The sequence below is a fragment of the Streptomyces sp. 11-1-2 genome, assembly GCF_003595545.1.
Classification (GTDB): Bacteria; Actinomycetota; Actinomycetes; order Streptomycetales; family Streptomycetaceae; genus Streptomyces; species Streptomyces hygroscopicus_B.
Window position 1 is genome coordinate 5,898,801 of sequence record NZ_CP022545.1, and the last position, 25,286, is coordinate 5,924,086.

Below are 25,286 nucleotides of genomic sequence, written 5' to 3' on the forward strand. Positions count from 1 at the left end.
GCACACGTGACCGTGGAGAGCACTGCCGCGCGCAAGCCGCGCCGCAGCGGAGCCAAGCGCAGCACCACCGCGCGGGACGCCAAGAAGCAGCCTGAGGGCCAGACCGAACTCGTACAGCTGCTGACCCCGAGGGCGAGCGTGTCGAGCACCCCGAATACGCCATCGACCCCACCCCGGAGGAGCTGCGCGGTCTGTACCGGGACATGGTGCTGACACGGCGGTTCGACGCCGAGGCGACCACCCTGCAGCGCCAGGGCGAACTGGGCCTGTGGGCGTCGCTGCTCGGCCAGGAGGCGGCGCAGATCGGCTCCGGCCGGGCGCTGCGCGACGACGACTACGTCTTCCCCACCTACCGCGAGCACGGTGTGGCCTGGTGCCGGGGCGTCGACCCGACCAACCTGCTGGGGATGTTCCGCGGGGTGAACCACGGCGGCTGGGACCCGAACAGCAACAACTTCCACCTGTACACCATCGTGATCGGCTCGCAGACGCTGCACGCGACCGGCTACGCGATGGGTGTCGCCAAGGACGGCGCCGACGCCGCGGTCCTGGCCTACTTCGGCGACGGCGCCTCCAGCCAGGGCGATGTCGCCGAATCGTTCACCTTCTCCGCGGTGTACAACGCCCCGGTGGTCTTCTTCTGCCAGAACAACCAGTGGGCCATCTCCGAGCCCACCGAGAAGCAGACCCGGGTCCCGCTCTACCAGCGCGCCCAGGGCTACGGCTTCCCCGGGGTGCGGGTGGACGGCAATGACGTGCTCGCCTGTCTGGCCGTCACCAAGGCCGCGCTGGAGCGGGCGCGCACCGGGCAGGGCCCGATGCTCATCGAGGCGTTCACCTACCGCATGGGCGCCCACACCACCTCCGACGACCCGACGCGCTACCGCTCCCCCGAGGAGCGGGAGCTGTGGGAGACCAAGGACCCGATCCTGCGGCTGCGCACCCTGCTGACCCGCGAGGGCCTGGCCGACGACGCGTACTTCGCCGAGCTGGAGCGGGAGAGCGACGCGCTGGCCAAGCGGGTACGGGACGCGGTGCGGGCCATGCCCGACCCCGATGACATGGCGCTGTTCGAGCACACCTACGCCGACGGGCACGCGCTCGTCGACGAGGAGCGGGCGCAGTTCGCCGAGTACCAGGCTTCGTTCGTCACCGCTGAGGAGGGCATCTGACATGGCCGCCGAGAAGATGTCGCTCTCCAAGGCGATCAACGCGTCACTGCGCACGGCCCTCGAGTCCGACCCCAAGGTCCTGATCATGGGCGAGGACGTCGGCAAGCTGGGGGGCGTCTTCCGCGTCACCGACGGGCTGCAGAAGGACTTCGGCGAGGACCGGGTCATCGACACCCCGCTCGCCGAGTCCGGCATCGTGGGCACCGCGATCGGGCTCGCGCTGCGCGGCTACCGCCCGGTCGTGGAGATCCAGTTCGACGGTTTCGTCTTCCCCGCCTACGACCAGATCGTCACCCAGCTCGCCAAGATGCACGCCCGGTCGCTCGGCAAGGTCAAGCTGCCGGTCGTCATCCGCATTCCGTACGGTGGCGGCATCGGCGCGGTGGAGCACCACAGCGAGTCGCCCGAGGCGCTGTTCGCGCATGTGGCCGGGCTGAAGGTGATCTCGCCCGCCAACGCCTCCGACGCCTACTGGATGCTGCAGCAGGCCATCGGCAGCGACGACCCGGTGATCTACTTCGAGCCCAAGCGCCGTTACCACGACAAGTCCGAGGTCGACACCGCCGCGATCCCCGGTCCGCTGCACGCCGCCCGGGTGGTGCGGCCGGGGGCGGACCTGACCCTCGCGGCCTACGGCCCGATGGTGAAGGTCGCCCTGGACGCCGCCGCGGCCGCCGCCGAGGAGGGCAAGTCGATCGAGGTCGTGGACCTGCGGTCGATGTCGCCGATCGACTTCGACACCATCCAGCGTTCCGTGGAGCGGACGGGGCGGCTGGTCGTCGTCCACGAGGCTCCGGTATTCCTGGGCACCGGGTCGGAGATCGCCGCACGCATCACCGAGAGGTGCTTCTATCACCTCCAGGCCCCGGTGCTGCGGGTCGGCGGCTTCCACTCGCCGTACCCGCCGTCACGGCTCGAGGACGAGTACCTTCCGGGGCTGGACCGGGTGCTCGACGCCGTAGACCGTGCGTTGGCGTACTGAAGGGCTTGAGGAGATCGTGACGATGACCGCAGTCGAACAGCGCTTCCGTGAGTTCAAGATGCCCGATGTGGGCGAGGGGCTGACCGAGGCCGAGATCCTCAAGTGGTTCGTGGCGCCGGGCGACACCGTGACCGACGGTCAGGTGGTGTGCGAGGTCGAGACCGCCAAGGCCGCCGTCGAACTGCCCATCCCCTTCGACGGCGTGGTGCACGAGGTGCGCTTCGACGAGGGCACCACCGTGGACGTGGGCACGCCGATCATCTCGGTGGACACCGACCCCGGTGCGGGGGAGGCGGCGCCCCAGGCCGCTCCCGCCGCCGGGAAGCCCGCCGAGGAGCCCGCCGCCGAGCCCGCGGAGAAGGAGGGCCGCCAGGCCAATCTGGTCGGCTACGGGGCGGCGCCCGCCTCCACCAAGCGCCGTCCGCGCAAGCCGCTGCCGGGCCCCCAGCGCTCCGCGCCCGCCCCCTCCGCCGGGGCGTCCGCGCCCCAGGAGCCCGCCCCCGCGCCCGCGCGCCCCGAGGCCGCGCCCTCGCCCGAGTTGAACGGCAGTGGCCGGCCCGCCCGGCCGCTGGCCAAGCCGCCGGTCCGCAAGCTGGCCAAGGACCTGGGCATCGACCTGGAGGCGGTCACCCCGAGCGGGCCGGACGGGATCATCACCCGCGAGGACGTCCACGCGGCCGCCGAGGCCGTCCAGACGGCCCGGGAGACGCCCGTGGCGGCCCCGTCCAGGGCCGTGGAGGGCCGGGAGCGGCGGGTGCCCGTGAAGGGCGTACGGAAGGCCACCGCGCAGGCGATGGTCAACAGCGCCTTCACCGCCCCGCATGTGACCGAGTTCGTGACGGTCGACGTGACCCGCACGATGAAGCTCGTCGCCGACCTCAAGCAGGACCCGGCGATGGCCGGGCTGCGGGTCAACCCGCTGCTGCTGGTCGCCAAGGCCCTGCTGGTGGCCATCCGGCGCAACCCGGACGTCAACGCCACCTGGGACGAGGACAACCAGGAGATCGTCTACAAGGACTACGTCAATCTGGGCATCGCGGCGGCCACGCCGCGCGGGCTGATCGTCCCCAACATCAAGGACGCCCACGCCAAGACCCTGCCCGAACTGGCGTCCGCCCTGGGTGAGCTGGTCACCACCGCCCGTGAGGGCAAGACCACCCCGGCTGAGATGTCCGGCGGCACGGTCACCATCACCAACGTGGGCGTCTTCGGCATCGACGCGGGCACGCCGATCCTCAACCCCGGTGAGTCCGCGATCCTCGCCTTCGGCGCCGTCAAGCTCCAGCCGTGGGTCCACAAGGGCGAGGTCAAGCCCCGCCAGGTGACCACGCTCGCGCTCTCCTTCGACCACCGGCTGGTCGACGGCGAGCTGGGCTCCAAGGTGCTCGCGGACGTCGCGGCCGTCCTTGAGCGCCCCAAGCGCCTGATCACCTGGGCGTGATGTAGCGGCAGACCTCATCCCCCGTCCGCATCGCGGACGGGGGATGAGTGCGCATGCATCTTGTATCTATGATGTGCGCATCATGAGTCCCGCCGATACGGCCACCAAGCCGCCCCCTGCCGCCGAACGCGTCTACCACCACGTCAAACAAGCCGTCCTCGGCCGCCGCTACGAGGGCGGCACACTGCTGAGCGAGGGCGAACTCGCGGACGCCGTCGGGGTCTCCCGTACGCCCGTCCGGGAGGCCCTGCTGCGCCTGGAGGCCGAGGGGCTGCTCAAGCTCTATCCGAAGAAGGGCGCCCTGGTGCTGCCCGTCTCCTCCCAGGAGATCGCGGACGTGGTCGAGACCCGGCTGCTGGTGGAGCAGCACGCGGTCGCCAAGGTCGTCCCGGCCGGGGAGCAGCTCCTGGGGCGGCTCGAGGAGCTGCTGGAGGAGCAGAAGGTGCACGCGGCGGCCGGGGACCTGGCCGCCTTCGCGGCCGCCGACCGCTGCTTCCACGCGGCGATCGTCAGGGCGGCGGGAAACGCCATCCTGGCTCAGCTCTACGACCAGTTGAGGGACCGCCAGCTACGGATGGGCGTGGCCACCATGCACGCCGAGCCCGGCCGTATCGCCAAGAACATCACCGAGCACACGGAGATCCTCCGGGCCCTGCGCGCGGGGGACGCCGGGTTCGCGTCCGGGCTGGTGCAGCGCCACATCAGCTGGGTGAACAACCTCGCCCGGGGTGAGGAGCGATGACCTCGGCCCAGTTGCCCGGGGATCCGCCCGGCGGCCGTCGTGCCGTCGCCGTGTGGGGTCTGGGCGTCGCCGTCTACTTCGTCGCCATCACCTATCGCACCAGCCTCGGCGTCGCCGGTATCGACGCCGCCGAGCGCTTCCACATCAACGCCTCGGCGCTGTCGACCTTCTCCATCCTGCAGGTGCTGGTCTACGCCGGGATGCAGATACCGGTCGGGCTCATGGTCGACCGTCTCGGCACCCGTAAGGTGCTCATGCTCGGAGTGGTGCTCTTCACCCTGGGGCAGTTCGGCTTCGCGTTCTCCCACTCCTACGCGATGGCGCTGGGCTCCCGGGCGCTGCTCGGCTGCGGTGACGCGATGACCTTCATCAGCGTGCTGCGGCTCGGCTCGCGCTGGTTCCCGGCCCGCCGGGGGCCGCTCATCGCCCAGATCTCCGGGCTCTTCGGCATGGCGGGCAACCTGGTCTCCACGCTGGTGATCGCCCGGGCCCTGCACGGCGTCGGCTGGACCACGACCTTCGCGGGCAGCGCGCTCGGCGGCCTGGCCGTCTTCGTCCTGGTGCTGTTCTTCCTCAAGGACCACCCGAAGGGCTTCGAGCCCGCGCCCGCCACGCACCTGGGCGCCGACTACGTCCGCCGGCAGATCGCGGACGCCTGGCGCGAGCCCGGCACCCGGCTCGGCATGTGGGTGCACTTCACCACCCAGTTCCCGGCGATGGTCTTCCTGCTGCTGTGGGGGATGCCGTTCCTGGTCGAGGCGGAGGGGCTGTCCCAGGCGACCGCGGGCCAGCTGCTGACCCTCGTGGTGCTCTCCAACATGGCGGTCGGCCTGGTCTACGGACAGGTCATCGCCCGGCACCACGCCGCCCGCGCCCCGCTGGCCCTCGGCACGGTCGGCGCCACCGCGCTGCTGTGGGGCACCGTGCTGGTCTGGCCGTCCGCCCACGCGCCCATGTGGCTGCTGGTGGTGCTGTGTGTGGTGCTCGGCGCCTGCGGGCCCGCGTCGATGATCGGCTTCGACTTCGCCCGGCCCGCCAATCCGCCCGAGCGGATCGGCACCGCGTCGGGAATCGTCAACATGGGCGGCTTCACGGCCTCGATGACCACACTGCTGGCCGTCGGCGTGCTGCTGGACCTGACCGGCCAGAACTTCCGGATCGCGTTCGCCTCGGTGTTCGTGCTGCAGGCGCTCGGCATCAGCCAGATCCTGCGGCTGCGCGGCCGGGCGCACCGCCGGGAGCGCGAGCGCGTGGTCGCGAGCCGTGTCGAGGCCGTGCACGTACCGGCGTGACCCCCAGGGGCGTCACGGCGAGCTCCCCGAGGCGGCTCACGGCGTGACCCCAGGGGGCTTACGGCGTGACCTCACGGGCTGTACGGCCCGACTCTCCGGGTGCCGCCACGGCGTGATCCCAGACGCTGTGCGCCCCGACCCTCCGGGCCGCGCTACGGCGTGATCGCGAAGTGCCCGAGGATCGCCTCGGCGAGCTGCTGATCGCCCTCGATCTTCAGCCGCTCGGAGACCGCCTCGGGCCGCACCCGCCCACAGGCCAGCCGGACGTAGGTCTCCCAGTCCAGGGACAGGGTGGCCGTCGGCCCGAGCGAGACGCTGCCGTCGATGCTGCCCTGGCCGTCCGCGTCGACCCGCACCGTCCGCATGAACTCCAGCGGGCCGTTCACATCGAAGACGACGGCCGACTGGGGCGCCGCGCCCGCGTCCTTGGCGACCACCTTCGGCAGCGCCGACAGCAGTAGGTCACGGGTGATCGTGGCGCCCGGCGAGTCCAGATTGCCGGGCTTGTTCAGGGCCCGGCGCAGATCCTGCTCATGCACCCAGACGTCGAAGACCCGCTTCATCAGGGCCTCCCCCAGCGTCACCTCGGAGCCGCCGGGCCAGCGCACCATGGCATCCGCGGCGCGCTTCTCGTTCCGTAGCTGGCGGCCCCGCCGGATGACGGTGTACTCCAGCTCGGAGGTCATCTCGGGCGCGGTGTGACAGCGCCGGACGTCGACCTGGACCTCCATGTACCGCGACAGCTCGTTGGTGACGTGGAAAAGGTCGCGCGGCAGTGTGTGGATGGGGCGGGGGTCGCCGAGCATCTCGCATTCGAGTCCGATCACATGCGAGACGACGTCCCGCACCGACCATCCCGGGCACTCGGTGGCGAGGTTCCACTCGCGCTCCGCGAGCGGATTCACCAACTCCGATATCGCGTCGATGGAGTGCGTCCAGGCGTCGATGGAAGTCTGAAGGCTGGGATGGACGGTCACGGGACCCCTCGGGCGGTTGGTGCGCGGGCTGGGTGCTGGTGTGTGCGTTCAAGTTACGCTGCCCACGAGCGCACGGGCAGTGCTTTCGGCTCTGATCGTAGGCCGGGATCGGCGGCCGGCGGCCCGCTCGCGATGGTAGTGTGCGCCCGCCCCTGCCTTATCTCCGGACAGACTCCCGCATATCGGTCGAAAGCTATCGGGGGGCGGGGGGAATGACGCGGGTGGGGCTGCTGTTTCATGGGGATATGGCTCCACGTGCACGCGTCCGCGCCCCCGAACTGATCGGCCGGGGCGGCTGGCTCAATACCGGCGACAACGACCTCACCCTCACCGACCTGCGAGGGCGCATCGTCATCCTCGACTTCTGGACGTTCTGCTGTGTGAACTGTCTGCATGTCCTGGACGAGCTGCGCGAGCTGGAGGAGAAGCACCGCGACACCGTGGTGATCGTCGGGGTGCACTCGCCGAAGTTCGTCCACGAGGCGGAGCACCAGGCGGTCGTGGACGCGGTCGAGCGCTACGAGGTGCACCACCCGGTCCTCGACGACCCCGAGCTGGCCACCTGGAAGCAGTACGCGGTACGGGCCTGGCCCACCCTCGTCGTCATCGACCCCGAGGGCTATGTGGTCGCCCAGCACGCGGGCGAGGGCCACGCACACGCCCTGGAGACCCTCGTGGGACAGCTCGAGGCCGAGCACGCCGCCAAGGGCACCCTGCGGCGCGGCGACGGCCCGTACGTGCCGCCGGAGCCGGTCCCCACCGAGCTGCGCTTCCCCGGTAAGGCGCTGCTGCTGCCCGGCGGCACCTTCCTCGTCTCGGACACCACCCGCCATCAGCTGGTGGAACTCGCGGCGGACGGCGAGAGCGTGGTGCGGCGGATCGGCGCGGGCGAGCGCGGCCTTACGGATGGCACGAGCGAGCGGGCCAGCTTCAGCGAGCCCCAGGGGCTCGCCCTGCTCCCCGACGGCACCGTGGCCGTCGCCGACACCGTGAACCACGCGCTGCGCCGCTTCGACCCGGCCACCGGCGAGGTCACCACGCTCGCCGGGACCGGCCGCCAGTGGTGGCAGGGGTCGCCCACCGAGGGGCCCGCCCGGGAGGTCGACCTGTCCTCCCCCTGGGACGTCGCCTGGTTCGCCGGCCGGCTGTGGATCGCCATGGCGGGCGTCCACCAGCTGTGGACGTACGACCCGGAGGCCGGGACCGTACGGGCCGCCGCCGGGACCACCAACGAGGGTCTGGTCGACGGCCCCGCCGAGGAGGCGTGGTTCGCCCAGCCCTCCGGGCTCGCCGCGACCGAGGACCGGCTGTGGATCGCGGACTCCGAGACGTCCGCGGTGCGGTACGTCGAGCGGGACGGCGACGGCTTCGCCATCCGTACGGCCGTCGGCACCGGGCTCTTCGACTTCGGCCACCGGGACGGCGCCGCCGAACAGGCGCTGCTCCAGCATCCGCTGGGCGTCACCGCGCTGCCCGACGGCTCGGTGGCGATCTCGGACACCTACAACCACGCGCTGCGCCGCTTCGACCCGGCCACCGGCGAGGTCTCCACGCTCGCCACGGATCTGCGCGAGCCCTCCGGCGCGGTCCTGGCCGACGGGGACATCGTCGTGGTGGAGTCCGCCCGGCACCGGCTGACCCGGCTGCGGCTTCCGGAGGAGGCCGTAAGGGTCGACGCGGTGGCCCACCGCACCCAGCGGGCGGCGACCGACATCGCCCCGGGGACGCTCCGGCTGGACGTGGTCTTCCAGGCGCCCGAGGGACAGAAGCTGGACACCCGCTACGGCCCCTCCACCCGGCTGCTGGTCAGCTCCACCCCGCCCGAGCTGCTGGCCGAAGGAGACGGCGCGGGCACGGATCTGAACCGTGAGCTCGTCCTTACGGAGGGCATGACCGAGGGCGTGCTGCACGTCTCGGCGATGGCCGCCTCCTGCGACGACGATCCAGCTAACGAGTACCCCGCCTGCCATGTGCACCAGCAGGACTGGGGCGTCCCGGTGCGGATCACCGAGGGCGGCGCGAGGCGGCTGCCGCTGGTGCTCGCCGGGATGGACGGCTGAGTCCGGACCGGCGGTCAGTCCGGGCAGTTGGGCAGCGTGGAGTACTGCACCTGGTCCTGGCGGATCCGGATGCCCGGCACCCACATCCGCTTGCCGTCCTGTAAGACGCGGAACCACATGCTGCTGTGCCCGCCCGCCTCGTCGGTCACCGTGACGCCGTTGGCGATGCGGCAGTCGGCGCGCAGCACGTCGCCGTGCCAGGCCCGGCCCACGATGTTCGACGGGCGGTAGGCCACATACGGATCCTCGGCCAGGCCCAGGGAGCAGGCACGGACGCGCTGGTGCCGGCAGTCCTTCTCGGCGTTGTAGACGGTGATCCGGGCGTCGCCCAGGGGCGAGGAGCCCGCCGCGCCGCCCGGGGACCCGCCGTCGTCGGACGACCGGAGGGCGATCACGCCGGCCGTGCCCCCGGCGATGACGACGACGGCGCCCACCGCCGCGAGCGTGAGCCGCAGCCGGCGCCGGGCCGGCCGGCCCTCCGGAGACTGCCCCGGGGGCGGCGGCGCGGCCGGGCCGGGCTCCGGCCCGGTCCCCTCGGCGCCTTGCCCGGCGGCCTCGGCTTCGGTGGCCCGGTGCAGCAGGGTCACCAGTTCGGGCAGCCGGTCCTCGGCGGTGAAGGAGAGCTTGCCCCACTGGACCAGGAGCCGCTCGTCGGGGAGGCTCTGGCCGCGCAGATAGCGGGAGAGGGAGGACCGGCTCGCGGGCAGCCGCCCCTCCAGTTCCTTCAGGCTGAGTCCCAGTTCGCCGTGCATCCGGCGCAGTGCGGTCACGAATTCCCGTACCGGGCCGGAGAGTTCCTCGGGCAGCGGGGCAAGCGGCTTGCGTCGCGGGTTCTCTGGGCGATTCGGATGCGCTGGCACGTACACCATTGCAGCACGGGATCATGAACATGCCGAGCGGCACGTCCACACCCCCGAGGTGGACGTGCCGCTCGTTACAGGAACCGGGTCAGGAACGCATCAGTCCGTGAACTTCAGCGGCCGGTAGGGCTGGTACTCGCTGCCCGGCTCCAGTCCGTAGCGACGGGTCGTGTGATCCGTCCCGAAGTCGCCGCGCTGCTCGTAGGAGGTGTACGAGGTGTGGGCGGCGTCGTTCCACTTCTCGAACATCACGACATGGCGGGTGTTGTTGTTCCCGGACGCGTCGATCAGCAGATCCCCGGGCCGCAGGTCGTTCAGGGCGATCGGCTTGGTGATGCCGGAGCCGGTGAGGCCCACCGTGTTGGGGCCGGGCGCCCGCAGGCCCAGCGCCATGGAGACATAGCCCGAGCAGTCCTGGCGGTAGCCGTCCTTCCAGACCTGGGCCTGGCTGTACGGCACCCGGCCGCCGTTGTTGGCGGTCAGCCAGGTGGCGGCCCGCTGCAGCGCCTCCGCGCGGGTGCCGCCGGTCTGCGGCGGCTCCGGCGGCTCACCACCGCCGTTCTGCACCGGGACGCCGGGCAGCGAGTCCTGCGGGATGTCCACCGCGACGACGGTCACAAAGCCGCTGACCGGCCCGGTGATATGGGCCATGTAGGTGGAGCAGGCCCCGTCCTCGCAGACCTTCTTGCCCGTGTTGACCTGGTAGTCGGCGGTGATGCGGTCCTGGCCCGGGGCGTCCTTGTTGAGCATGCCGACGGACGGGGAGCCGGTGTCGGCGCTCTGATGGACCACCCAGCGGGTGCCCCAGGTGGGGAAGTCGGCGGTGGCCGCGGCCTTGGTGCCGAACTCCCCCGTGGTCGTCTTCAGCTTGAGCGCCGCGGCCCCGCCCTGGGCCGATGTGGTGTCGCGGCTCGTCAGGCCCTTCTCGGCGACCTTCCCGGCCTTCGCCGCCTTGGCGTCATGGCCCGCGGTGTCGGCTCCGCCCGAGCAGCCCACGAGTCCGGTGGCGCCGATGCCCGCCGCGGCGATCGCGGGGACCACCCTGCGCAGGAAGATCCGGCGTCGGCCGCCGCTGATGGAGTGCGTCATCTCTGGATTCCCCCTTGGTGAGAGCGCCGACGGCGGACGTCGGCACGGCTCGGTCGAGGCCGTCGGGCCGTTCGCCGCGGCGACGGGAACCACTGTGGGCCGCGGGGCGGGGCCTTTCGGGGGCCGAGCCGTCCTTTGGGAGGTCCCATCCGGGCGCGCCCCTGATGACCTGCCAAGACGCCCACGGGAGAGGCCAGGAGCGGGACACGGAGGGCGGTGCCGTGGGACATGACGAGACGGCCCCCGCCGAGGCGGGGGCCGTCCGGGGCAGGTAGCCGGGGGGAGGCGGCTAGCTGCCCAGCTGGGTGGCTCGGAATCGAGCGGTCACCGGAGTGGAAGGTCGAGCGATCACCGGAGGGGGCGAGCGATCACCGGAGGGAAGGTCAAGCGGTCACCAGAGCAGGGCGTCGGACGCGTCGCTCTGCCAGTAGCCGACCTCCGTCCCGTCCCCGACCTCCACCGAGTCGCCGGGGAGATCGACGGCGCGGCGGCTGTCCTCGCCGGGGAGGGACACGGTCAACCCGGTGGCCTTACGGCCGTCGGCGGCCGGGGCGTTCGCCGCGGAGGTGGTCAGGCCCGCGTAACCGCTCTCGCCGGGCGGCAGCGTGACGACCGTCTGGGGCCGGGTGTCCCCGTCCTGCGGCACGGCCGCCCGCCCGTCGTCGAACCGCACCACGGGGGAGCCGATGAGACGGCAGGTCACCCCGGACTGGTTGGTGATCTCCAGCAGCAGATGGTTGGCCGGCCGGGGGACGGAGGTGACGCTCACCGACATCGTGTCGAGACGGCAGACGCCGGTATCGCCCTCGACGCCGCCGTCGGCCCGCAGACCGCCCTGGGCCCCGGCGTCGGCCCCGCCCGCCACCGTCCCCCGCGCGGCCTGCTGGGCGCCGCCCTGGAGGCCTTCCTCGTTGGCGGTGGGGACGGTGGGGACGGCCGAGGCCATGCTCTCGGCCTTGCCGGCCGTCTTCACGCCCGACGCGTCGGCGGTGCCGCACGCCGCGAGGGTGATGCCCGCGGCGACGACCGTAAGGCCGGCCGCGACCGAGCGCAGGGTGCCGGAGCGGTGGGCGAGGCGAGCGGTGGTGAGCGGCATGGCGGGTCTCCCCTCAGCGGGCGTTCGGGCGTTTTCCGGTACGGCTCAAGCCTGTCCGGACCCGCTGCCGTTCGGCTGGTGAACGGCTGCCGCCCGCTAACGTCCCGCTAACGCCCCGCTGTTCACCGCTGCTCAGGCCCCTGTGACGGTTCGCCGGAGGCCCCGCCGGACCCCTCGCCGCGCCCGCTCCCGTCGCCCTGGGCGAAGAGCTTCACCAAGTCGCTCATGACGTAGCGGTTGGTGGCCTCCTCGTCCAGCAGATGCATCTCCGCCAGCCGCTCCAGGGAGTCCTGGATCAGCTCGGGGTCCGCCCCCGACAGCGCGGCCGCCTCGGCGGTGTTGACCTCCCGCGCGAAACCGGTGCCCAGGGCCCGCAGCAGCTGTGCGTCGTCCGCCGAGAGCCGGGCCACGGAGTTGCGCAGCGCGGCGGCCACTCCGGTGTCCTCCGCCGACAGCAACGCCAGCCTGCGGCGCTCGTCGCGCAGCGCGGTGGCCAGCCGGGCCAGCCGCCAGCGGGGCCGGGCCATCAGCTGGGCGGAGGCGGCGCGCAGCGCCAGCGGCAGCCCGTCGCACAGGGCCACCAGCTCCCGCGCGGCCTCCGGGTCCTCGGCGACCCGGGCGGGGCCCAGCAGCGCGCCCAGCAGGGCCGCCCCGTCCTCGGTGCCGAGGGCGTGCAGCCGTACGGGGCGGGCGGCGTCGGTGGCGATCAGCCCGTCCAGCCTGCTGCGGCTGGTGACCAGCGTGGCGCAGTGGGGTCCGCCGGGCAGCAGCGGGCGCACCTGGGCGGAGCTGCCCGCGTTGTCCAGCACCACCAGCAGCCGGCGGCGGGCGGCCAGCGAGCGGTACAGCGCGGACGCGGCCTCGGTCGAGGTGGGGATCTGCTCGGCCGGGGTGCCCAGGGCGAGCAGGAACTCGCGCAGCACCTCGGCGGGCACCGTCGCCTCGCCGCCGCTGAAGCCGCGCAGATCCGCGAAGAGCCGTCCGTCGGGGAAGGCGGCGGCCTGGGCATGGCCCCAGTGGACCGCCAGACCGGTCTTGCCGACCCCGGCGGGCCCGGTGAGCAGCGCGATACCGCCCTCCTGGGGATAGCCGCCGGAGCCGCCCGCCGCGCCGCCCTGGGCCGGTTCGGCGCTGCCCTGGGTCAGCCGGGTCAGCTCGGCCAGCTCCGCACCCCGGCCGTGGAAGCCCGCCGGAGGCCGGGGGAGCAGCTCGGGTACGGGCGCGGCGGCCGATGCGGCGGCCATGGACTGCTGGTGCGACGGGGCCGACGGCACCGGCTGCCCCGAGGGGCCCGGCGCTCCGGCGCTCTCGGCGCCGCCCTGCGGCCCGTCCGCCTCGGGGGCCGCTCGCAGGATCTCCTGGTACGCGGCGCTCAGCCGCTGGCCCGGGTCGACCCCCAGATCGTCGTCGAGCAACTGCCGGGTGCGGTGGAACCAGGCGAACGCGTCGGACTGCCGTCCGGAGCGGTACAGAGCCAGCATCAGGGCGGCGATCAGCCCCTCGCGCAGCGGGTTGGCGACGGCGGCGGGGTGCAGGGCGCGCACCGCCTCCTCATGCTCGCCCAGCGCCTTGTGCGCCCGGGCCAGGGCCTCCACGGCGCTCAGCCGGCGCTCCTCCAGGGCGTGCGCGGCCGCCGCGAACGGCGGGCTGGCCACGGTCCCGGTGAGCGCCGGGCCGCGCCACAGGCCGAGCGCCTGGCGGAGCAGCCGGACCGCCTCGCCGGGGGCGGACTCCGGGCTGGCCTGCGCGGTCAGCTGGTCGAAGCGCTGGGTGTCGATCAGGGACTCGGGGATGCGCAGCAGATAGGCGGAGCTGTGGGTGGCCAGCTCCACACCGTGGTCCTCGGCGCCGCCCTCGGCCAGCACGGCGCGGAGCCGGGAGACATGGCCCTGGATGACGGTCCGGGCGTGGGCGGGCGGCTCGTCCTCCCACAGGCTGGTTATCAACTGCTCCACGGACACCGTCGCGTTGGGCCGCAGCAGTAGCATCGCGAGCACGCTGCGCCGTTTGGCGGGCCCCAGCGGAAGCTCGATGGGCGCTGCCGGCGGTCCCGCGATGACGGTCACCGGTCCCAGCACGGAGAAGTCCAACTCAGCCCTCCAGAAAGGCGTGCAGTGCCTTGGCCAGCAGCCGCGGGTCCTGCACTCCGCACAGTTCCCGTGCCGAGTGCATGGACAGGATCGCGATGCCGATGTCGACGGTGGCGATGCCGTGCCGGGCGGCGGTGATCGGACCGATCGTGGTGCCGCACGGCATCGAGTTATGGGAGACGAAGCTCTGCCAGGGCACCCCGGCGCGCTCGCAGGCGGCGGCGAAGACGGCCCGCCCGGCGCCGTCGGTGGCGTATCTCTGGTTGACGTTCACCTTGAGGATCGGGCCGCCGTTGGGCCGTGGGTGGTGGCCCGGCTCATGGCGCTCGGCGTAGTTGGGGTGAACGGCGTGGCCGGTGTCGGACGACAGGCAGACGGTGCCCGCGAAGGCGCGGGCCCGGTCCTCGTACGCGCCGCCGCGGGCGAAGACCGAGCGCTCCAGCACCGTGCCGAGCAGCGGGCCGTCGGCGCCGGTGTCGGACTGGCTGCCGTTCTCCTCGTGGTCGAAGGCGGCCAGTACGGGGATGTACGGCAGCTCCGGGCGGGCGGCGGCGATGAGCGCGGCCGTACCGGCGTGCACGGAGACAAGGTTGTCCATCCGGGGCCCGGCGAGCAGCTCGCGGTCCCGGCCGAGGTAGGCGGGCGGCTCGACGCTGTGCGTCATCAGGTCCCAGCCGGCGATCTCCTCGGCCGCGACACCGGTCTCCTCGGCGACGAAGCGGATCAGGTCGCCCTCCTCGACGCCGCCGAGCCCCCAGATGGGCGTCATATGGCGCTGCTTGTCCAGCTTGAGGCCCTCGGTGTTGACGGACCGGTCGAGGTGGACGGCGAGCTGGGGCACTCTCAGCAGCGGCCGGTCGATGGTGACGAGATGGTGTGAGCCGTCCCTGAGCGAGATCCGGCCGGAGAGCCCGAGGTCGCGGTCGAGCCAGGTGTTGAGCAGCACCCCGCCGTAGACCTCGACGGCGATCTGTCTCCAGCCGTGCGCACCGGTGTCGGGAATCGGCTTGACTCGCAAATTGGGAGAGTCGGTATGAGCACCGACAATTCGGTACGGAGTGGCGGGGTCCGCCCCCTCCGGTACGTACCACGCGATGATCGCACCGCCTCGCAGCACGAACCGGCCACCGGCCGCGCCGTCCCAGGGCGCGGTCTCCTCGACCCGCTGGAACCCGGCCTTCTCCAGCCGCTCAGCGGCGCTCGCCACAGCGTGGTATGGCGATGGGCTGGCGCGGAGGAAGGACATCAGGTCATCGGTGTGGCCGCGGTCGATGCCGGGTTGTGCGCTCATGTGCTCAGCATAGATTCGCCGGGGGGTGGCTCGCCCTGGTGCGGGTCGTGGCATCCATCCGTGGGGCCACGTTGATCCAATCTGATGAAAGCACGTCAGGTAAGGCGAGAATTCGGGAGAATCGGTCGATATTCCCCGTGTACCGAGCAACGCCGCACTGAGTCGTAACTCAAGGGGATACCGGATGCGCGTTCTTCGCCACCTGCTTGTCGTTCTGGGGTCGCTGCTGCTGCTGTGCGCAGGCGGACCTGCCATGGCCAAGCCTGTCACGGATTTCGCCGCGGGGCTCGCGCCCGTGGCCTCTCCGGAGCCGGCAGCCGCGCCCTCGCCCGGCCCGCGTCCGGGGAACGGCGGGGATGGTGAGGGCAAGGGCCACCCTCCCTGTCCGACCATGGACCGCATCGGGGGGACCAGCATCGCACCCAACCCGCCGCGTGAGCGCTACTACCAGGGTGACTGGCGGCTCGGCCCCGCCCAGCTCCCCCGGTACGGCGCGATCGGGCGGATGCTCGAAAACTATGAACGGCTCGACCACTTCCGCACCTCTTCCGCGTTCCTCGACTGCTACTGGAACGAGCAGACGAGCGGCTGGTGGTTCCCCTACCCCGACGGCTGGGTTCTGCTCAACGGGTCACCGCTGCACACCACGATCAGGATGAAGGTCGGTCAGAAGGTCGATCTCTTCGGGAGCGGTTTCGGCCACTTCCTCGCCCCGGCGGGTACGCCCTACGAGGAGCGCGCGCTGCCGCCCAGCAACCTCAACACCATCGACCCGGCGTATCCGAACGGCTATCACCTCTATGAGGTCACCGAGCCCTTCCTGGTCGAGGCGGGTCCCATCCGGCCATGGTTCGGACAACCCGGCTTCGGGCTCCAGTATCTGACCGGTCCTTCGATCCCCCAGCTTGTCGCGGCGGGTAATCTGCGCGCACTCAACTGAGGGCGGATCCTGAACCGGTGGACAGAACGGAACTCGTCACAACCCTGCGCGACGAACAGGTGCCGGACGCGCTGTACGACATCCCGGGAGTGCAGGACATCCCGGTGCAGCCAGACGCCTACTACTATCTGCGCCCCGCTGCGGACGGCGGCTGGGAGACCGGGCTGAGGGAGCGCTCCCTGGACCGGGACATCAGCCGGTTCGCCACGGAGGACGAGGCGTGCCGGGATCTGCTGGAGAAGCTGAGGGCCCGCCCGCGCCCGCCGGAGGGCGGGGGCGAGTCGGTCGACGAGCTACTCGCCCAGGGCGAGGACCTCCGGCGGTGGGCCCGGGAGGAGGTCGAACGGGCCCTGCGGGAGCGGCCGCCCGACGAAACGCGGAACGGTGACCAGGAGCGGTGACGACATCCACGCGCACAGGCCAGGGGGCCGGCCGCCCCGCTGGAGGATGGGACGGCCGGCCCCCTGGACGAGGGAAGAGAGCTCTCAGAACGCGGACTCGTCCAGGTCCATGAGCCCCTTGTCGACCGACTCGGCAATCGAGCGCTGCACCGAGACGCCCGGCAGCACCTCGTGGGCGAAGAACTTCGCGGCGGCGATCTTGCCCGCGTAGAAGGACCGGTCCTTCGTGGAGGCGGTGCCCAGCTTCTCGGTGGCGACGGCCGCGCCCTTGAGGAGCAGGTAGCCGATGATCACGTCGCCGGAGGCCAGCAGCAGCCGGGTGGAGTTGAGACCGACCTTGTAGATCGAGCTGACGTCCTGCTCGGTGGCGGCCAGGTCGGTGAGCATCGCGCCGACGATCGCCTCCAGGTCCACCGCGGCCTGGGCGAGCTGGTCGCGGGCGGCTTCCAGCTCCTCGCCCCCGGCGGCCTCGGCCAGGAACTTCTTGATCTCCTCCGAGACGACGGTCAGGGCCTGGCCCTGGTCCCGGACGATCTTGCGGAAGAAGTAGTCCTGCCCCTGGATGGCGGTGGTGCCCTCGTAGAGCGTGTCGATCTTGGCGTCCCGGATGTACTGCTCCAGCGGGTACTCCTGGAGGTAGCCGGAGCCGCCGATGGTCTGCAGGGACTGCGCGAGCTGCTCGTACGCCTTCTCCGAGCCGTAGCCCTTGACGATGGGCAGCAGCAGGTCGTTGAGGCGGCTCAGGGCGGAGGCGTCCTCGCCCGCGGCCTCCTTGACCAGGATCTCGTCCTGGACGGAGGCGGTGTAGAGGACCAGGGCGCGCAGGCCCTCCGCGTACGCCTTCTGCGTCATGAGCGAGCGACGCACATCCGGGTGGTGGGTGATGGTGACGCGCGGGGCGGTCTTGTCGGTGAACGCCGCCAGGTCCGGGCCCTGCACCCGCTCCTTGGCGTACTCCAGGGCATTGAGGTAGCCGGTGGAGAGGGTGGCCATGGCCTTCGTGCCGACCATCATCCGGGCGAACTCGATGATCTTGAACATCTGGCGGATGCCGTCGTGCTTGTCGCCCAGCAGCCAGCCCTTGGCCGGGTGGTCGGCGCCGAAGGTCAGCTCACAGGTGTTGGAGACCCGCAGACCCATCTTGTGCTCGACGTTGGTGGCGTAGACGCCATTGCGCTCGCCGAGCTCACCGGAGTCCCAGTCGAAGTCGTACTTGGGGACGATGAACAGCGACAGCCCCTTGGTGCCGGGCCCCGCGCCCTCGGGCCGGGCCAGCACGAAGTGGATGATGTTGTCGGAAAGGTCGTGCTCACCGGAGGTGATGAACCGCTTCACACCTTCGATGTGCCAGCTTCCGTCCTCCTGCTGGGCGGCCTTGGTGCGGCCCGCGCCGACGTCGGAGCCGGCGTCCGGCTCGGTCAGCACCATGGTGGAGCCCCACTGCCTGTCCACCATCAGCTGGGCGATCTTGAGCTGCTCCTCGGTGCCCTCGTCGTGCAGCACGCCCGCGAAGGCCGGGCCCGAGGCGTACATCCAGATCGGGGTGTTGGAGCCGAGGATGGTCTCGGCCGAGCCCCACAGCAGCGAGCGGGGGCAGGCCGTGCCGCCCAGCTCCTCCGGGACGCCCAGCCGCCACCACTCGGCCTCCATGTAGGCCCGGTAGCTCTTCTTGAACGACTCGGGAAGCGGCGCCGTGTGGGTCTTGGGGTCGAAGACGGGCGGGTTCCGGTCGGAGTCGGTGTAGCTTTCGGCCAGCTCGTGCTCGGAGAGCCGGGATATCTCCGCGAGCACGCTCTTGGCGGTCTCGACGTCCATCTCCGCGAACGGGCCGGTGCCGTACACCGTGTCGCGCCCGAGCACCTCGAAGAGGTTGAACTCGATGTCGCGGAGATTCGACTTGTAGTGCCCCATGGCGACGGCTCCGTAAGGGATCGGGAGGCCAGGACCTCTGCGTTGACGCGTATCGGATCAGCTGTCGCCATGATGCTACCCGTGGGTAATAAAGGGCAACCCTCAACCGGGTAACTGTGACTCAGTACGCTTCTTCGCATGTACGGCTACGACCAGAACGCGAGCGCAGGGCAGGGTTATGCCGCTCCGCCACCTCCGCCGCAACAGCAGCCGCATGCGTCACATCACGCGCAGGCGGGTGCGGGCTACGGCCAGCAGCCGCTCTACCCGGAGCCCTCGCCGCCGTCGCTCGCCGACGCGGTGCGCGCCTTCACCACCGGTTCGATGCCGGCCGAGGACTTCCAGCAGATCTTCGCGGGCTCGAAGGTCTACTGCCCGCGCGGTGACAACCCCGGCTTCCTGGCGCTGCACAACACCCAGCAGCCGGTGATCCCCATGTTCACCTCGCTCAAGGAGCTGCGGCGGTATGCGGGCAAGGAGTCCAAGTACTTCGTGATCACCGGCGCCGAGGTGATCGACCTGCTGCCCACCGGCTACGGCTTCGTCCTCGACATGGAGGGCGAGCACCGGATCGTCTTCGACGCGAAGGCGGTGGAGCAGATGGTGGACTTCGCCATGCGGCGTATGTACGGATAGGCCCGGCCAGGCCCGGATAGGTCCTGATATCGCCGTTCGCCTCGCGGGGTGCTCGGGTGGAAATAAAGGCCCTCTTGCGAGTCGTTCACCATTCAATTAAGTTGAATCGTGAACGACCGAGGAGGCCGTCATGCCCGCAGTGACCGTAGAGAACCCGTTGACCCTGCCGCGCGTCGCGGCACCCGCCGAGGCGCGACCGCGCCCCGTGCTCGCCGTCACCACCGCCCCCGGCGGTTTCGAGGGGAGGGCTTCCCGGTGCGCCGGGCCTTCGCGGGCATCGACTACCAGCACCTCGACCCGTTCATCATGATGGACCAGATGGGTGAGGTGGATTACGCGCCGGGCGAGCCCAAGGGCACCCCCTGGCACCCCCACCGCGGCTTCGAGACCGTCACGTACATCATCGACGGGATCTTCGACCACCAGGACTCCAACGGCGGTGGCGGCACCATCACCAACGGCGACACCCAGTGGATGACGGCCGGCTCGGGGCTGCTCCACATAGAGGCGCCGCCGGAGTCGCTGGTCGTGTCGGGCGGCCTCTTCCACGGTCTGCAGCTGTGGGTGAACCTCCCGGCCAGGGACAAGATGATGGCGCCGCGCTACCAGGACATCCGCGGCGGCAACGTGCAGCTGCTGACGACCCCGGACGGCGGCGCGCTGCTGCGGGTCATCGCCGGTGAGCTGGACGGCCACCAGGGTCCCGGTGTCACCCACACGCCGATCACGATGATCCACGCCACGCTGGCACCGGGTGCGGAGATCACCCTGCCGTGGCGGGAGGACTTCAACGGCCTCGCGTACGTCCTCGCGGGCCGCGGCACCGTCGGCACCGAGCGCCGCCCTGTCGAGCTGGGGCAGACGGCGGTCTTCGGCGACGGCGGCGCGCTGACCGTCCGCGCGGACGAAAAGCAGGACTCCCACACTCCGGAGCTCGAAGTCGTCCTCCTGGGCGGACAGCCCATCCGCGAGCCGATGGCCCACTACGGCCCGTTCGTCATGAACACCCGCAAGGAGCTCCAGCAGGCGTTCGAGGACTTCCAGAAGGGGCGGCTGGGCACGATCCCGGCCGTGCACGGGATGTCCGAGGGCGGACTGTAGGGCTCGCCGACGCTTCCTGTGGGTCGCTGACCCGGTCTTTCGGCCCGCGAACCGGCGCGGGCCGTGGGGCGGCCTACGACGGATCGGTGCGGTGGTCGTCACCGCCGTTCTCGGGCTGTTCGTCGCCCTGAACATTCATGAGCCGGGCGGCAAGATCTGCTGCGTGAGGCTCGTCATGTCCGGGGCCACCCATTCTTCGGCGATCTTGTCGCCCTCGATGCGGTAGAGCTCGATGCTGCGGAAGCTGACCGGCCGGTGCGTCGCGGCCACGCCCTGGAACATGCCCTGGTGGGTGCCACGGAAGTGGACGCGTACCGCGACCTTGTCGTGGACGCCGAACATGTCCTCGACATCGATCCGCAGGTCGGGGAATGCTTCGAACATGGCCTGCGTGCCCTGTTTCCAGACCTCCCGTCCGTACAGCGGGTCGGGCATCCCGGGGAGGTTGGCGATGAACTTCTCCGCCAGCAGTGCTTCGCACGCGTCGACGTCGCCGCTCTGCAACCGCTGGTACGCGGTGCGCATGAGGGCCAAGCTCTTCTCGGCCGTGGTGGTGTTCATCGGGATCCTTCCTCGGACGGCTCAGGGGCTCGGGTCGAGTACGGGGTGCCGCTCCGTGAAATGCGGCGGGCGGCTGCCGACGGCCTGAGCACGGCATGCGGCTCCCGCTGCCGGTGGCCGGTTCGCGGCCACGGTCAGGCGGTTGTGTCGCCCCTCTTCGATCCGCATGACTCCAGTGAAATCGTTGACGCCGCGGCAAGGTCAAGCCCGCGCGGCGCCCGTTGTGTTCCCCGCCGCTGGTTCAGGGCTCGACGGGCTGCCAGTGGCCGTCGTGGAAGACCATGCCGCTCTCCTTGACGAACGCGGTGACCAGAAGGCCGCTGGTCGACGAACTCCTCACACGCCCGGAAACCGTCGCCGCTCTCGGCGACCACGGGATCCGTGAACTCGCCGACCCCATGGCCTATCTCGGCAGCGCCCGCGCCATGACACACGCCGTGTGCGGACCTTCGAGCGCGCCGGTCTCCTGAGCCGACACCACGAACGGCCGAGGAGGACTAGGCGCCGTCGGGCGGGGACGAAGGGGCCGCGCCATCCGGCGCGGCCTCGTGCAGCTCGTACCAGATGCATTTGCCGTCGCCGCGCGGATCCACCCCCCAGTTGTCGGCGAGCATCTCCAGCAGCAGCAGCCCGCGCCCCGACGAGGCCAGCTCGCCCGGCCGCCGGCGGTGCGGCAGCTCATCGCTGCTGTCGGCGACGTCCAGCCGCAGCCGCCGGGCCCCGTGCCGCCCGCTGACCTCGGCCACCAGCAGGGCGTCCCCGTCGGTGTGCACCAGGACGTTGGTGACCATCTCGGAGAGCATCAGCACCGCCGACTCCACCTGGTCCGGGTCGGCCCAGTCGTGCAGCATGTCGCGCAGTTGCTGCCGGGTGCCCGCTATGCGCTCCGGCTCGGCCTGCGCGACCGTGACCGCCGTCCGCCGCACCGGCGCCGAACCGGGCCCGACCAGGCACACCTCCGCCTCCCGGCAGATCAGCAACAGCGCTATGTCGTCCTCGCGCCGGTCCGCGAGCGGCCCGGTGGTGTGGTGGGAGGGCGGCCCGTGCACGGCCTGCACCAGGGAGTCGGCGAGGGCTTCGAGGTCGTCGGAGTCGAGGTCGTCGGAGGGGAGGGTGCCGGTGTCGTTCGTGAGGGTGGCGGGCCGCTCGAAGACCTTACGGATCCGGTCCCAGCCGGTCTCCAGATCGTGCCCGCCGGTCTCGATCAGCCCGTCGGTGCACATCAGCAGCGTCTCGCCGGGCTCCAGCACCACCCGGGTGGTCGGATAGTCGGTGTCCGGGTCGATGCCCAGCGGCAGCCCGCCCGCCGTGGGCCTGACCATCATCGTGCCGTCGGCGAGCCGGACCGCCGGGTCGGGGTGGCCCGCGCGGGCGATGTCCAGGGTGCCGGCGACCGGGTCCACCTCCATATAGAGGCAGGTCGCGAACCTCGGGTCGTACCGGCTGTCCGGGCCGTCAGGGCCGTCCGGCGCCGACAGCCCGGCGAGGAAGCGGGAGGCGCGGGAGAGCACCGCGTCGGGGTGGTGTCCCTCGGAGGCGTACGCCCGGACCGCGATCCGTAGTTGCCCCATGATCCCCGCGGCGCGCACATCGTGGCCCTGCACATCGCCGATCACCAGCGCGGTACGCCCCGAGGGCAGCCCGATCACGTCGTACCAGTCGCCGCCGACCTGCAGTCCGCCGCCGGTCGGCACATAGCGCGCGGCCACCGTCAGCCCCGGGATATCGGGCTTGCTGGCGGGCAGCATCGAGCGCTGCAGCCCGTCCGCCAGCTCCCGCTCGGTCTCCTGGAGCGCGGTGCGGGACAGCGCCTGGGCCAGCATCCGCGCGATGGTGGTCAGCACCGAGCGCTCATCGGGCGAGAACGACACCGGATGGGCGAATCCGGCCATCCACGCGCCGATGGTGCGGCCCGCGACGATCAGCGGCAGAAACGCCCAGGACCGGCGCTTACGGGGCCGGCCGAGCGACCAGGCGGCCGGAAACCGGCCGCGGTACTCCTCCGGCGTGGGCAGATAGACCGCCCGGCCGGTGCGGACCACCTCGGCCGCCGGATAGTCGGTGCCCAGCCCGATGTCGTGAAAGGGGTGATCGGCGCCCGTCCGCGGCCCGTGGTGGCCGATCACCGAGATCCGCTCGCCCTGGACGCCGAAGACCGCGAGCCCCTCCGGGGAGAAGCCCGGCATGGACAGCCCCGCCGCGACCCGCAGCACCTCGGCGGTGGACATCGCCTCCGCCAGCGCCCGCCCCGCGTCCAGCAGGAACGCCTCGCGGTTGCGCCGCCAGTCGCCGGTGACCGGCGGCCCCGCGGCCGAGGTGCCGGGCAGCGGGTCGGGGACCTCCTGGAGGGTGCCGAGCAGGTAGTAGCCGTCCTCGCTGCCGCCCCGCGCTATCGGCCGGGACCGGGTGCGCACGGTCCGCAGCACGGTGCCCTTCTCGTCCACGACGCGCAGCCGGGCCTCGGCCAGGGTGCCCTCGGCCACCGCGAGGTCGACGATCGCCTTGACCTCCAGCCAGTCCGCGGGGTGGAAACACGCGCGGGCGGCGGCCTCGGGAAGGGTGACGGCCTCGGCGGGCAGGCCCACCAGCCGGGCCGCCTCCGCGTCATAGCTGACGGCGCCCGAGACACTGTCCCAACGCCATAGGCCGGTCGCTATGGCGGCCAGCAGGTCCTCGGTGCGCATTGCGCTACCTTATGGGGATTTGCCAACCGCTTACCAGTGAGGGTCGCGGCGCCGGTAGGCTTGGCCGGAAGTTCACGAGGGTACGCACGCCTCCCGATCAGACGACTTGGATGAATGATGCATCGGTACCGGTCGCACACCTGTGGTCAGCTCCGCGCCGCTGACGTCGACACCGACGTCCGGCTCTCCGGCTGGCTCCACAATCGACGGAACCTGGGTGGCATCCTCTTCATCGATCTCCGCGACCACTACGGCCTGGTCCAGCTCGTGGTGCGCCCCGACACCGCCGCCAACGAGGCGCTGAGCTCGATCAGCAAGGAGACCGTCGTCCGCATCGACGGCCGGGTCATCGCGCGCGGCGCGGACAACGTCAACCCCGAACTGCCCACCGGCGAGATCGAGGTCGAGGTCGCCGATGTCGAGGTGCTCGGCGCCGCCGACCCGCTGCCCTTCACGGTCTTCCCCGAGGACGGGGTCGGCGAGGAACGGCGCCTGGAGTACCGCTTCCTGGACCTGCGCCGCGAGCGTATGCACCGCAACATCATGCTGCGCTCCGCCGTCATCTCCGCCATCCGGCAGAAGATGACCGCGCAGGGGTTCAACGAGCTGGCGACCCCGATCCTGTCCGCCACCTCGCCGGAGGGCGCCCGGGACTTCCTGGTCCCCTCCCGGCTGCACGCGGGCAAGTTCTACGCGCTGCCGCAGGCCCCGCAGCAGTTCAAGCAGCTCCTGATGATCGCGGGCTTCGACCGCTACTTCCAGATCGCGCCCTGCTTCCGCGACGAGGACGCCCGCGCCGACCGCTCGCCGGGCGAGTTCTACCAGCTCGACGTCGAGATGAGCTTCGTCGAGCAGGAGGACGTCTTCGGCGTCATCGAGAAGGTGATGACCGAGCTCTTCGAGGAGTTCGGCGGCGGCCGTCATGTGACCTCGCCCTTCCCGCGGATCCCGTTCCGCGAGGCCATGCTGAAGTACGGCTCCGACAAGCCGGATCTGCGGGCCCAGCTCGAGCTGCGGGACGTCAGCCACATCTTCGAGGGCTCCGGCTTCAAGGCGTTCGCGGACAAGCATGTGCGTGCGCTGGCCGTGCCCGACACCGCCGACCAGCCCCGGAAGTTCTTCGACCAGCTCGGCGAGTTCGCCGTCGAGCAGGGCGCCAAGGGGCTGGCCTGGGTCCGGATCGGCGAGGACGCCAAGCTGACCGGGCCGATCGCGAAGTTCCTCACCGACGAGGACGTCGAGAAGCTGATCACCGAAGTCCAGGGCAAGCCCGGCACGTCGATCTTCTTCGGCGCGGGTGAGTTCGACGAGGTCTCCAAGATCATGGGCGCGGTGCGGGTCGAGGCCGCCAAGCGGACCGGCCACTTTGAGGACGGCGTCTTCCGCTTCTGCTGGATCGTGGACTTCCCCATGTTCGAGCGGAACGAGGACACCGGGCAGATCGAGTTCTCCCACAACCCCTTCTCCATGCCGCAGGGCGGTCTGAAGGCCCTGGAGACCAAGGACCCGCTGGACATTCTGGCCTGGCAGTACGACATCGTCTGCAACGGCGTGGAGCTGTCCTCCGGCGCCATCCGGAACCACGAGCCGGACGTCATGTACAAGGCGTTCGCGATCGCGGGCTACGACCGCGAAGAGGTCGAGCGCGAGTTCGGCGGCATGCTGCGCGCGTTCCACTTCGGCGCCCCGCCGCACGGCGGTATCGCCCCCGGCGTCGACCGCATCGTGATGCTGCTGGCCGATGAGCCCAACATCCGCGAGACCATCGCCTTCCCGCTCAACGGCAACGCGCAGGACCTGCTGATGGGCGCGCCCAGCGAGGTGGACGAGGCCCGGCTGCGGGAGCTGCACCTGTCGGTGCGCAAGCCGCCGCAGGTCAAGAAGGCCGAGAGCCCCGAGAAGGCAGAGAACGCGGCGAAGACGGCCGCCGAGGCCGAGAAGTCCGCCGAGTAGACGGGCC

Annotated in this window: 19 protein-coding genes and 2 pseudogenes; 12 read left to right on the top strand and 9 right to left on the bottom strand. The window is 71.3% G+C overall.

Annotated elements, in window-relative coordinates; genetic code table 11:
* The first annotated feature begins 6 nt into the window (after window positions 1–6).
* The 5 genes and pseudogenes from pdhA to CGL27_RS24955 all read left to right on the top strand — a co-directional run bounded on the left by pdhA (window position 7) and on the right by CGL27_RS24955 (window position 5,629).
* Window positions 7–1,172 (top strand): annotated as a pseudogene (pdhA, locus tag CGL27_RS24935) (pyruvate dehydrogenase (acetyl-transferring) E1 component subunit alpha).
* 1 nt (window position 1,173) lies between these two features.
* Window positions 1,174–2,154, top strand: a complete 981-nt coding sequence (locus CGL27_RS24940) for an alpha-ketoacid dehydrogenase subunit beta (protein ID WP_078642487.1) — start codon at window positions 1,174–1,176, stop codon at window positions 2,152–2,154.
* A 22-nt stretch (window positions 2,155–2,176) separates the two neighbouring features.
* Window positions 2,177–3,595, top strand: a complete 1,419-nt coding sequence (locus CGL27_RS24945) for a dihydrolipoamide acetyltransferase family protein (RefSeq protein WP_119990123.1) — start codon at window positions 2,177–2,179, stop codon at window positions 3,593–3,595.
* A gap of 82 nt (window positions 3,596–3,677) precedes the next feature.
* Window positions 3,678–4,337 carry a GntR family transcriptional regulator gene (locus tag CGL27_RS24950; protein WP_078647534.1) on the top strand — a complete coding sequence of 220 codons (660 nt, stop codon included), beginning with the start codon at window positions 3,678–3,680 and terminating at the stop codon, window positions 4,335–4,337.
* On the top strand, window positions 4,334–5,629 hold the full coding sequence (locus CGL27_RS24955) for an MFS transporter (protein WP_078642489.1): 1,296 nt from the start codon (window positions 4,334–4,336) through the stop codon (window positions 5,627–5,629). The genes CGL27_RS24950 and CGL27_RS24955 overlap by 4 nt, the downstream gene beginning before the upstream one ends.
* Window positions 5,630–5,781: 152 nt before the next feature.
* Here the strand turns inward: CGL27_RS24955 and CGL27_RS24960 are convergent, their stop codons facing one another.
* Window positions 5,782–6,606, bottom strand: coding sequence for a maleylpyruvate isomerase family mycothiol-dependent enzyme (locus CGL27_RS24960; RefSeq protein WP_078642490.1), 825 nt, complete (start codon window positions 6,604–6,606; stop codon window positions 5,782–5,784).
* A 245-nt stretch (window positions 6,607–6,851) separates the two neighbouring features.
* On the opposite strand from CGL27_RS24960, the gene CGL27_RS24965 reads away from it, so the two are divergent.
* Window positions 6,852–8,666, top strand: a complete 1,815-nt coding sequence (locus CGL27_RS24965; protein ID WP_119990125.1) for an NHL domain-containing thioredoxin family protein — start codon at window positions 6,852–6,854, stop codon at window positions 8,664–8,666.
* A gap of 14 nt (window positions 8,667–8,680) precedes the next feature.
* Here the strand turns inward: CGL27_RS24965 and CGL27_RS24970 are convergent, their stop codons facing one another.
* From CGL27_RS24970 to CGL27_RS24990, 5 genes are all read right to left on the bottom strand, one after another.
* Window positions 8,681–9,535 carry a helix-turn-helix transcriptional regulator gene (locus CGL27_RS24970; RefSeq protein ID WP_119990127.1) on the bottom strand — a complete coding sequence of 285 codons (855 nt, stop codon included), beginning with the start codon at window positions 9,533–9,535 and terminating at the stop codon, window positions 8,681–8,683.
* A gap of 90 nt (window positions 9,536–9,625) precedes the next feature.
* Window positions 9,626–10,615 (bottom strand): hypothetical protein, encoded by a 990-nt coding sequence (locus CGL27_RS24975; protein ID WP_119990129.1) that lies wholly within the window; start codon window positions 10,613–10,615, stop codon window positions 9,626–9,628.
* Window positions 10,616–11,006: 391 nt separating this feature from the next.
* Window positions 11,007–11,711 (bottom strand): DUF4232 domain-containing protein, encoded by a 705-nt coding sequence (locus tag CGL27_RS24980; RefSeq protein WP_119990131.1) that lies wholly within the window; start codon window positions 11,709–11,711, stop codon window positions 11,007–11,009.
* Between the two features lie 122 nt (window positions 11,712–11,833).
* Window positions 11,834–13,801 carry a BTAD domain-containing putative transcriptional regulator gene (locus CGL27_RS24985; RefSeq protein WP_119990133.1) on the bottom strand — a complete coding sequence of 656 codons (1,968 nt, stop codon included), beginning with the start codon at window positions 13,799–13,801 and terminating at the stop codon, window positions 11,834–11,836.
* Window position 13,802: 1 nt separating this feature from the next.
* Window positions 13,803–15,092, bottom strand: a complete 1,290-nt coding sequence (locus CGL27_RS24990) for a M18 family aminopeptidase (protein ID WP_078642495.1) — start codon at window positions 15,090–15,092, stop codon at window positions 13,803–13,805.
* A gap of 391 nt (window positions 15,093–15,483) precedes the next feature.
* Between CGL27_RS24990 and CGL27_RS24995 the strand changes: the two genes are divergently transcribed.
* Window positions 15,484–16,032 (top strand): TNT domain-containing protein, encoded by a 549-nt coding sequence (locus tag CGL27_RS24995; RefSeq protein WP_237299045.1) that lies wholly within the window; start codon window positions 15,484–15,486, stop codon window positions 16,030–16,032.
* Between the two features lie 17 nt (window positions 16,033–16,049).
* Entirely contained in the window at window positions 16,050–16,433 is a 384-nt protein-coding gene (locus CGL27_RS25000) for a hypothetical protein (RefSeq protein ID WP_119990135.1), read from the top strand.
* An 84-nt stretch (window positions 16,434–16,517) separates the two neighbouring features.
* On the opposite strand, the gene CGL27_RS25005 is transcribed toward CGL27_RS25000, so the two are convergent.
* Complete coding sequence (locus tag CGL27_RS25005) at window positions 16,518–18,344, bottom strand: acyl-CoA dehydrogenase (protein WP_078642497.1); 1,827 nt, start codon at window positions 18,342–18,344, stop codon at window positions 16,518–16,520.
* Between the two features lie 138 nt (window positions 18,345–18,482).
* Here CGL27_RS25005 and CGL27_RS25010 point away from each other — a divergent pair, with 138 nt between their 5' ends.
* Both CGL27_RS25010 and CGL27_RS25015 read left to right on the top strand, forming a co-directional pair.
* Entirely contained in the window at window positions 18,483–18,980 is a 498-nt protein-coding gene (locus tag CGL27_RS25010; RefSeq protein WP_014053638.1) for an SseB family protein, read from the top strand.
* A 130-nt stretch (window positions 18,981–19,110) separates the two neighbouring features.
* Window positions 19,111–20,081 (top strand): annotated as a pseudogene (locus tag CGL27_RS25015) (pirin family protein).
* Between the two features lie 135 nt (window positions 20,082–20,216).
* Here CGL27_RS25015 and CGL27_RS25020 read toward each other — a convergent pair.
* Window positions 20,217–20,642: an ester cyclase gene (locus CGL27_RS25020; protein ID WP_119990137.1), complete on the bottom strand. Its 426-nt coding sequence runs from the start codon at window positions 20,640–20,642 to the stop codon at window positions 20,217–20,219.
* 281 nt (window positions 20,643–20,923) lie between these two features.
* Between CGL27_RS25020 and CGL27_RS25025 the strand changes: the two genes are divergently transcribed.
* Window positions 20,924–21,112, top strand: coding sequence for a hypothetical protein (locus CGL27_RS25025; RefSeq protein ID WP_119990139.1), 189 nt, complete (start codon window positions 20,924–20,926; stop codon window positions 21,110–21,112).
* Between the two features lie 27 nt (window positions 21,113–21,139).
* On the opposite strand, the gene CGL27_RS25030 is transcribed toward CGL27_RS25025, so the two are convergent.
* Window positions 21,140–23,326: a SpoIIE family protein phosphatase gene (locus CGL27_RS25030; protein ID WP_119990141.1), complete on the bottom strand. Its 2,187-nt coding sequence runs from the start codon at window positions 23,324–23,326 to the stop codon at window positions 21,140–21,142.
* Between the two features lie 117 nt (window positions 23,327–23,443).
* Between CGL27_RS25030 and aspS the strand changes: the two genes are divergently transcribed.
* Window positions 23,444–25,279, top strand: a complete 1,836-nt coding sequence (aspS, locus tag CGL27_RS25035) for an aspartate--tRNA ligase (protein WP_119994532.1) — start codon at window positions 23,444–23,446, stop codon at window positions 25,277–25,279.
* The last annotated feature ends 7 nt before the right edge of the window (window positions 25,280–25,286 follow it).

Excerpts from the sequence above, each read along its gene's own strand:
- aspS (WP_119994532.1), top strand. The coding sequence starts at position 23,444 with ATGCATCGGTACCGGTCGCACACCTGTGGTCAGCTCCGCGCCGCTGAC.
- CGL27_RS25005 (WP_078642497.1), bottom strand. The coding sequence starts at position 18,344 with ATGGGGCACTACAAGTCGAATCTCCGCGACATCGAGTTCAACCTCTTC.
- CGL27_RS24950 (WP_078647534.1), top strand. The coding sequence starts at position 3,678 with ATGAGTCCCGCCGATACGGCCACCAAGCCGCCCCCTGCCGCCGAACGC.
- CGL27_RS25020 (WP_119990137.1), bottom strand. The coding sequence starts at position 20,642 with ATGAACACCACCACGGCCGAGAAGAGCTTGGCCCTCATGCGCACCGCG.
- CGL27_RS25010 (WP_014053638.1), top strand. The coding sequence starts at position 18,483 with ATGTACGGCTACGACCAGAACGCGAGCGCAGGGCAGGGTTATGCCGCT.
- CGL27_RS24975 (WP_119990129.1), bottom strand. The coding sequence starts at position 10,615 with ATGACGCACTCCATCAGCGGCGGCCGACGCCGGATCTTCCTGCGCAGG.
- CGL27_RS25025 (WP_119990139.1), top strand. The coding sequence starts at position 20,924 with ATGCCGCTCTCCTTGACGAACGCGGTGACCAGAAGGCCGCTGGTCGAC.
- CGL27_RS24995 (WP_237299045.1), top strand. The coding sequence starts at position 15,484 with ATGGACCGCATCGGGGGGACCAGCATCGCACCCAACCCGCCGCGTGAG.
- CGL27_RS24965 (WP_119990125.1), top strand. The coding sequence starts at position 6,852 with ATGGCTCCACGTGCACGCGTCCGCGCCCCCGAACTGATCGGCCGGGGC.
- CGL27_RS24940 (WP_078642487.1), top strand. The coding sequence starts at position 1,174 with ATGGCCGCCGAGAAGATGTCGCTCTCCAAGGCGATCAACGCGTCACTG.
- CGL27_RS24990 (WP_078642495.1), bottom strand. The coding sequence starts at position 15,092 with ATGAGCGCACAACCCGGCATCGACCGCGGCCACACCGATGACCTGATG.
- CGL27_RS24970 (WP_119990127.1), bottom strand. The coding sequence starts at position 9,535 with ATGGTGTACGTGCCAGCGCATCCGAATCGCCCAGAGAACCCGCGACGC.
- CGL27_RS24980 (WP_119990131.1), bottom strand. The coding sequence starts at position 11,711 with ATGCCGCTCACCACCGCTCGCCTCGCCCACCGCTCCGGCACCCTGCGC.
- CGL27_RS24945 (WP_119990123.1), top strand. The coding sequence starts at position 2,177 with ATGACCGCAGTCGAACAGCGCTTCCGTGAGTTCAAGATGCCCGATGTG.
- CGL27_RS24955 (WP_078642489.1), top strand. The coding sequence starts at position 4,334 with ATGACCTCGGCCCAGTTGCCCGGGGATCCGCCCGGCGGCCGTCGTGCC.
- CGL27_RS25030 (WP_119990141.1), bottom strand. The coding sequence starts at position 23,326 with ATGCGCACCGAGGACCTGCTGGCCGCCATAGCGACCGGCCTATGGCGT.